We start from the raw sequence: 6635 nt of genomic DNA on the forward strand, positions 1-6635 counted from the left end.
GCCGCGCGCGCCCGTGCCGGCGACGCCGCCAGGGTCGTCGACCTCGACGGACGCACGATGCTGCCCGGCTTCATCGACGGCCACGGGCACGTCGCCCACGCCATCGAGTTCCAGCGCTATCGCTTCCTGCGCACGCCTGACGTGCGCGACGTGCCCGGCCTGGTCGCGGCCCTCAAGGCACACGCGTCGCGGATCGGCGTCGCGCCGGGCGACTGGATCGTCGGCTACGGCCATGACCCGGCCGTGCTCGCCGAGCGGCGACATCCGACCGCCGAGGAACTCGACGGCGTCTCCACGGAGCACCCCGTCCTGCTCATGCCCGCGTCAGGCGATCTCGGCGTTGCGAACCACGCGGCGCTCGTCCGGACCGGGGGCCTTCGCCAGTCGACAGGCCTGGTCGCGCCGCGCGACTACGCCCGGGTGCGCGCCGCCATTCCGGCCCTCACCCCGCAGCAGGTGGCGACGTTCACCGACATGGCGATGCGGGACGTGGCCAGCCGGGGCCTCACGACCGTGACCGAGGGCGACACGACAGCCTCGCAATGGCGTCTGCTGATGGAGGCCGAGGCGCACGGTGCTCTCACGGCCGACGTGGTGGCGTATGCCAACGACACGCAGGCGGCGATGCGGGGGATGGCGATGCGCACCTCGGCCCGCAACGTCGCCGACACCATGAGCGGCGCCCCCGGCCGGCTGCGCCTCGCAGGCCTGGCGTTCTGGACGTCCCGCGCCGCCGGCACCGGCACGGGATGGCGGTCGCCATCGCCGACCGCGCCGTTCCATGACGCGGCGCACGGCCCGCACGCAGGACGACTCGATCCGACGAGGCACGTGCGCGCGTCGATCGACACCTGGTACGCCACGCGTCACCAGATCCTGGTGCACGTCGACGGCGACACCGACGCCGACGCGGTCCTCACGGCCATCGACGCGGCGCAGAAGACCCACGGCGTCGACGACAGGCGCCCGATCCTCGTGCAGTGCGGGCAGTACCGCGACGACCATCTCGCCGCCATGCAGGCCATGGGCGTCATCCCGTCGTTCTCGCCGACGTGGCCGGCCGACGCGATCGGCCGCTGCAGCACGACGCCGGGCGAGGCCCAGGGACAGCGACGCGCGGCGATGGCCGCCGTGGCCGGGCGGGGGATGCCGTACACGATCCATGGCGACGGCACGTTCGAGCCGAGGGACGTGCTGCGCGTCGTCGGCGCCACCGTCAGCCAGCCGGCGCCTCCCAGGGCCGACGATGCCGGCCCTGAGCCGACCGTCACGCCCTACCAGGCGCTCCTGTCCGTGACGCGTCATGCGGCCTTCGCGCTGTTCGAGGAGGGCCGCAAGGGCACCCTCGAGCCTGGCAAGCGCGCCGATCTCGTGATCCTCGAGCGCAACCCCTTGAAGGTGGAGCCCGCCGCCATCGGGGAGATCCGCGTGCTGCAGACCATCAAGGACGGCGTGACGGTCTACCGCGCCCACTGACGGCTGTCGCGGCGGGGCGCCCTGCCGCACAATGGTCCGCGTGCCGCCAAGCCTGACGCCCAGCGTGCTGGAGTTCGGCGCGTATCGCTTCGATGCCGACCAGCAGCTCTGGCGCGGCACGACGCGCGTCGCGCTGACTCCCAAGGAGCGGGCGGTGCTCGCTCGACTGCTCGCCGGTGGCGGTCGTGTCGTCGACCGGCACGCCGTGCTGAACGCGGCGTGGCCGGGCGAGGACGTCGGCGAGGCCAGCCTGATGCGCTGCGTCTCGACACTGCGCGCAAAGCTTGGTCCCCGGCCTGGGGGAGGCTCCTGTATCGAGACGGCACACGGTGTGGGCTACCGCGTCACCGTGCCCATCCGGGTGGCAACCCCGCAGGTCCGGGTGCTGGTGCTGCCGCTGGTGGCCGAGGACGGACAGGCCCCCTCACTTCCGGTGTGCGACGCCATCACGGAGGACATCATCGGGCACGTGTGTCGCTTGCATGGGCGCGGGCTGGTGGCCATCGGCAGCGATACCGCCCTGCGGTGTCGCGGCGACGGCCGCGGCGCCGCCGTCATCGGACGCAGCCTCGGTGCAGACCTCGCGGTGATCCTGCGGTGGAGACGACACCGCGGCAGCGCGTCCGTCCGGCTGCAGGTGGTGCGCACAAGCGACCTCGTGCAGTTGGCCAGCGTGGACGTGCCGGTGCCAACGTCGCCCGTGGAGCAGGTCGCGGCCGCGATCGCGGCCGCGCTGCTGCCGCTGTTGCCCAACGCCGGCGCTTCCGGGCCTCGCATGCGCGACGCCCTCGCGACGACACCGCAGGCGTCGCACGCCTACCTCGACGCGCGCTTTCACTTCCGCCGCCGGACGCCCGCCAGTCTGGCCGACGCCATCACCTTCCTCGAACGTGCGCTGGCAGCCGACCCGCGACACGCCGCCGCGGCCATCACCCTCGCGGAATGTCATGGCTCGCTGCTGGCTTTCACGCTCGAGAGCGCCGCCGAGGCCGAGGCCCGCGTCGAGGCGTTGCTGACCCGAGCATCGGCGGTCGACCCCGATCTGCCGGGCGTTCGGGCCTTGCGGGCCGGACTGTTCAGCGCTGTCCGGTGGCGCTTCGACGAGGCGGAGGCGCTGTTCCTCGAGGCCATGCGAGAGGACGGCCCGGACGTGTACGCCTGCCAGATGTACGGTCGCCATGCCCTGGCTCGCGGACGCGCCGCAGAGGCCGTGCGACTCTACGCGCTGGCCGCCGAACTCGATCCGCTGGCGCCAGCCGTGTATGCGCCGCTCGCGTTCGCGCTCGCCTGCGACGGCCGCCTGCCCGAGGTGCATGCGGCGCTGACGACCCTCGACGCGCTGGGCAGCTCCCCCTCGCCGATGCCGCTCCTGGTGCGGAGCGTCGTGCGGGCGCTCGAGGGCGCCCCGGCGGAGGCCCTCGACCATGCCGCCGAGGCCCATGCGATGGCCCCCGCCGTACCGATGGTCAGGGCCTCGCTCGCGTGGGCCTGCGCCGTCGCCGGCGACACGCGGCGGGCTCGAGACCTCGAGGCCGAGGCCGCAGCCGACCCCGGATTTCTCGCGCCGGGCTGGATGGCCATGTCCGCCATGGCGCGTCAGGACGTGGAGGCGGCTGAACGATGGCTACAGCGGGCGCTGGCCATCCGCTGCTATTGGTGCCCCACGCTGCGCGTCGACCCGCGATTCGCCGCCGGGCGCGCCGAGCCGCGCCTCGCCCGCCTCCTCGCCACCCTCGAGACCTGACAGCGGCATAATCGCCGTCGACATGGTCGACGTCGATCCTCTCGCCCGCCACCTCGCGCCACGCGATGTCCCCCAGTCGCTGCTCGACGCGCTCGCGCATCGCTTCGGTGAGCGCTGCTCGACGGTCGCCTCGGTGCGAGAGCAGCACGGGCGCGACGAGTCGGCGTTCACGCAGGGCCCCGCACCGGCCGCGGTCGTGTTCGCCGAGTCGACCGCCGACGTCGTCGACGCCGTCCGTCTCGCCGCCGCACATCGCACGCCCGTCATTCCCTTCGGCGCCGGCACGTCGCTCGAGGGGCATCTCCTGCCGGTGCAGGGCGGCATCAGCCTCGACCTCGGACGGATGACCCGTATCCTGGCGGTGCACGCCGAGGACATGACCATCACCGTGCAGCCCGGCGTGGTCCGGACCGCGGTGAACCGCGCGCTCGAGGGCCGCGGCTTGTTCTTTCCCGTGGATCCCGGCGCCGACGCGACCATCGGCGGCATGTGCGCCACCAGGGCCAGCGGCACCAATGCCGTGCGCTACGGCACGATGCGCGAGAACGTCCTCGCCCTCGAGGTGGTGACGGCGCGTGGCGACGTCATCCGCACCGGCACCCGCGCACGCAAGAGCAGCGCCGGCTACGACCTCACCCGCTTGATGGTGGGCAGCGAGGGCACCCTGGGGGTGATCACCGAAGTGACGCTGCGCCTGCACCCGCTGCCAGAGGCCGTCAGCGCCGCGACCTGCTCGTTCCCGGCCATCGAGCCGGCCATCCGCACCGCGATGGCCATCGTGCAGCTCGGCATCCCGATCGCGCGCTGCGAGTTCCTCGACGCGCATGGCGTGCGCATGGTGAATGCGCACTCCCGGCTCGCCCTGCCGGAGCAACCGCTGCTGCTCATGGAGTTCCACGGGTCGGCGCACGAGGTCGAGGATCAGGCGCGCACGGTGCAGGGACTGGCGACCGAGCACGGCGCCGAGGCGTTTGCCTGGGCCACCTCACCGGAGGATCGCGCGCGGCTCTGGGCCGCCCGGCACAATGCCTACTTCGCGGCCCTCCACACCAACCCGGGGCGACGCGTGATCTCGACCGACACCTGCCTGCCGATCTCGCGGCTGGCCGACTGCCTCGTCGCCTCCGTCGCGGAGGCAGAAGCCTCCGGACTCCCCCACTACTGCCTCGGGCACGTCGGTGATGGCAACTTCCACTTCGGCTACCTGGTCCGCCCTGGCGACGAGGATGACTGGCGCGTGGCCGAGACGCTCAATCACGCGCTGGTGCGCCGCGCGCTCGCGCTCGGCGGCACGTGCTCGGGCGAGCACGGCATCGGCCTGCACAAGATGGGCTTCCTGCGCGAGGAAGCCGGCGAGGGCGCGATCGCGATGATGCGGGCGATCAAGCAGGCGCTCGACCCGGACGGGATCCTGAATCCGGGCAAGATCTTCGAGTAGGACGTCGAGACGCCCGGGAGCGCTCAGCGCAGGTCGGCCGGACCGGGCAGCCGGATCGACATCGTCGCCGAACGAGAACTCGTCATCGCCATGAGTTCCGACTTGCACCGCTGGCAGATGCCGTGCGAGACCCCGGGCATGGGATCGTGCGGATCGATCCCCAGCTTGTCGAGCGCCGGCTCCACCTCGAGCCAGTCGTCGCCTGCCCGCACGCGCTTGCACCACGAGCACATCGAGACGAGATCGAGGCCGACGGCGGCGTCCGGGTCCAGCAACGCCACGCGCGTCCGGGACTGCTGGCGGATGACCGACGACGTGAAGCACACGCTGCCGTCGAGGCGCGCCTCGATGTGCATGCGCATCAGGCGTCGCAGGGTGGGCGTGTCGCACCGGAAGGCGAAGGTGAAGGGGCGGTGCTCGGCTCGCGTGATGCGGACGAGCGGCTCGTACCAGGCGGCCGCCTCGGGGATCAGGCTCCAGAAGTCGCGCCCGAGCAGGGTGGCGCGGATGGCCGCCGCGGTGGGGCCGGCGTCACCGGCATCCTGGATGTAGGCGTCGTTGACGTCCACGAGTCGATCCTGACCGTCGATCCGGTACATCTGGGGTGGCGCGACTATCGGCACAGCATCGAACCCGAGCGGGGCGGGGGCACTCATGGCGGCTCCAGGGAGAACTGTGGCCGGGAGGGTCGCATTACGGTCGCACGCTTCGCGCGTCGCCGCAATGGCTGAGTTTCGAACCCTGAAAAGAATCTACATATCGTTAGATGGTTCCTACGTGACCTTGACACGATTGCCACGGATGCCGGCACTCCGGCAATCATGGCCTTACGTGATGGCGGGCAGGCCGATCGAGAGCGTGGCGTCGGGGGAGTGCGCCAGCGCGGCCAGTTCGTCGAGGCAGCGGGGACAGATGCCGTGCGACACCGACGGCAGCCGGTTGCTGTCGGCACCGAGACGCTCCATCGCGTCTTCCACCTCGAGCCAGTCGCCGGCGGCGTCGACGCGCTTGCACCACGAGCACATCGACACGACGGGCACGCCCGGGTCGCCCGTGGCGGTCACCAGCGGTACGTGCGGGCGGGGCTGCACGCGCACGACCGCGGATTCGAAGCTGATGGCGCCGCCGGGCTCGGGCCTGATGCGCATGCGCATCAGGCGACGGAGGTCCGGGGTGTCGCACCGGAAGGGGAAGCACACCGTACGCTGCTCCGCTCGCGCGCGCCTCACGAGTGGCCCGTACCACTCGGCCACACCCGGCAGCACGTGCCAGATGACCTGGCCGATGAGGCGCTGCCGCACGTGCTGGGCGTCGCCCCCGGCACCGCCGACATCCGCGACGTAGGCGTCGTTGACCGCCTGGATCCGGTCCTGGCCATCGATCACGTAGACCAGCGGGGGGGCGAGGGGAGCGAGGTCGAGCAGGGCGGAGGCCATGGGGACACACGACGCAGGCCTGGCCAGGCCTGCGCAGGCGCGTCGTCTCACAAGGTCATCGGCCGCGCGCCGCGAAAGCTCAGTCCTGCGCGAGCGGCTCGACCGGGTCGTACACGTGGGTGATCGGCGGCCGGTCGCCGCCACGGGATCCGCCCTTCATCGTGGTCTCGACCACGAGTCGCTTCGTCGAGGGCTCGACGCGGTAGCTGCGCACCACGGTGGGACCGCGTCCGGTCTCCCATTCGATCACCATGGCGCCGTCCTTCCAGCGCGACTTCGTCTCCAGGGTGCCGCTCGTGAGCTGGTGCTTCTCCTCCTTGCCGTTGGCCACGAACCTGCGCACGTGCCCCTCGTCGTCGGTGAAGCTGACGGCATCGTCACGCTGCACGATCGTGAGGCGCACGGGTGCCGCCATCAGTTCGCGCATCAGGTCCCGCAAGCGCTGCATCTCTTCCTGATCCGGCGGTCCCCCGCCACCGGGTCCCCCGCGCCCGCCGCCCCCACCCCGGCCCATGCCGCCCCCACCCCGGCCCATGCCGCC

The 6635-nt window shown here is 72.0% G+C and carries 6 protein-coding genes; 3 read left to right on the forward strand and 3 right to left on the reverse strand.

Going from position 1 to position 6635, the window contains the following annotated elements; all coding sequences use genetic code 11:
• The 3 genes from ACIRDX_RS19120 to ACIRDX_RS19130 all read left to right on the forward strand — a co-directional run.
• The coding region (locus ACIRDX_RS19120) for an amidohydrolase (protein ID WP_396627036.1) at positions 1 to 1476 on the forward strand (1476 nt) is incomplete at its 5' end.
• Between the two features lie 40 nt (positions 1477 to 1516).
• A complete protein-coding gene (locus ACIRDX_RS19125; RefSeq protein WP_396627037.1) occupies positions 1517 to 3220 on the forward strand; it encodes a winged helix-turn-helix domain-containing protein in 1704 nt (567 codons plus the stop codon).
• A 22-nt stretch (positions 3221 to 3242) separates the two neighbouring features.
• Positions 3243 to 4658, forward strand: coding sequence for an FAD-binding oxidoreductase (locus tag ACIRDX_RS19130; RefSeq protein ID WP_396627038.1), 1416 nt, complete (start codon positions 3243 to 3245; stop codon positions 4656 to 4658).
• A gap of 23 nt (positions 4659 to 4681) precedes the next feature.
• Here the strand turns inward: ACIRDX_RS19130 and ACIRDX_RS19135 are convergent, their stop codons facing one another.
• From ACIRDX_RS19135 to ACIRDX_RS19145, 3 genes are all read right to left on the reverse strand, one after another.
• Entirely contained in the window at positions 4682 to 5314 is a 633-nt protein-coding gene (locus ACIRDX_RS19135; protein WP_396627039.1) for a hypothetical protein, read from the reverse strand.
• A gap of 171 nt (positions 5315 to 5485) precedes the next feature.
• Entirely contained in the window at positions 5486 to 6094 is a 609-nt protein-coding gene (locus ACIRDX_RS19140; protein ID WP_396627040.1) for a hypothetical protein, read from the reverse strand.
• A gap of 79 nt (positions 6095 to 6173) precedes the next feature.
• Positions 6174 to 6635: hypothetical protein (locus ACIRDX_RS19145; protein ID WP_396627041.1), on the reverse strand; the 462-nt coding region annotated here is incomplete at its 5' end.

Source organism: Luteitalea sp. (genome assembly GCF_044337415.1).
In the GTDB taxonomy this organism is placed as follows: Bacteria; Acidobacteriota; Vicinamibacteria; order Vicinamibacterales; family Vicinamibacteraceae; genus Luteitalea.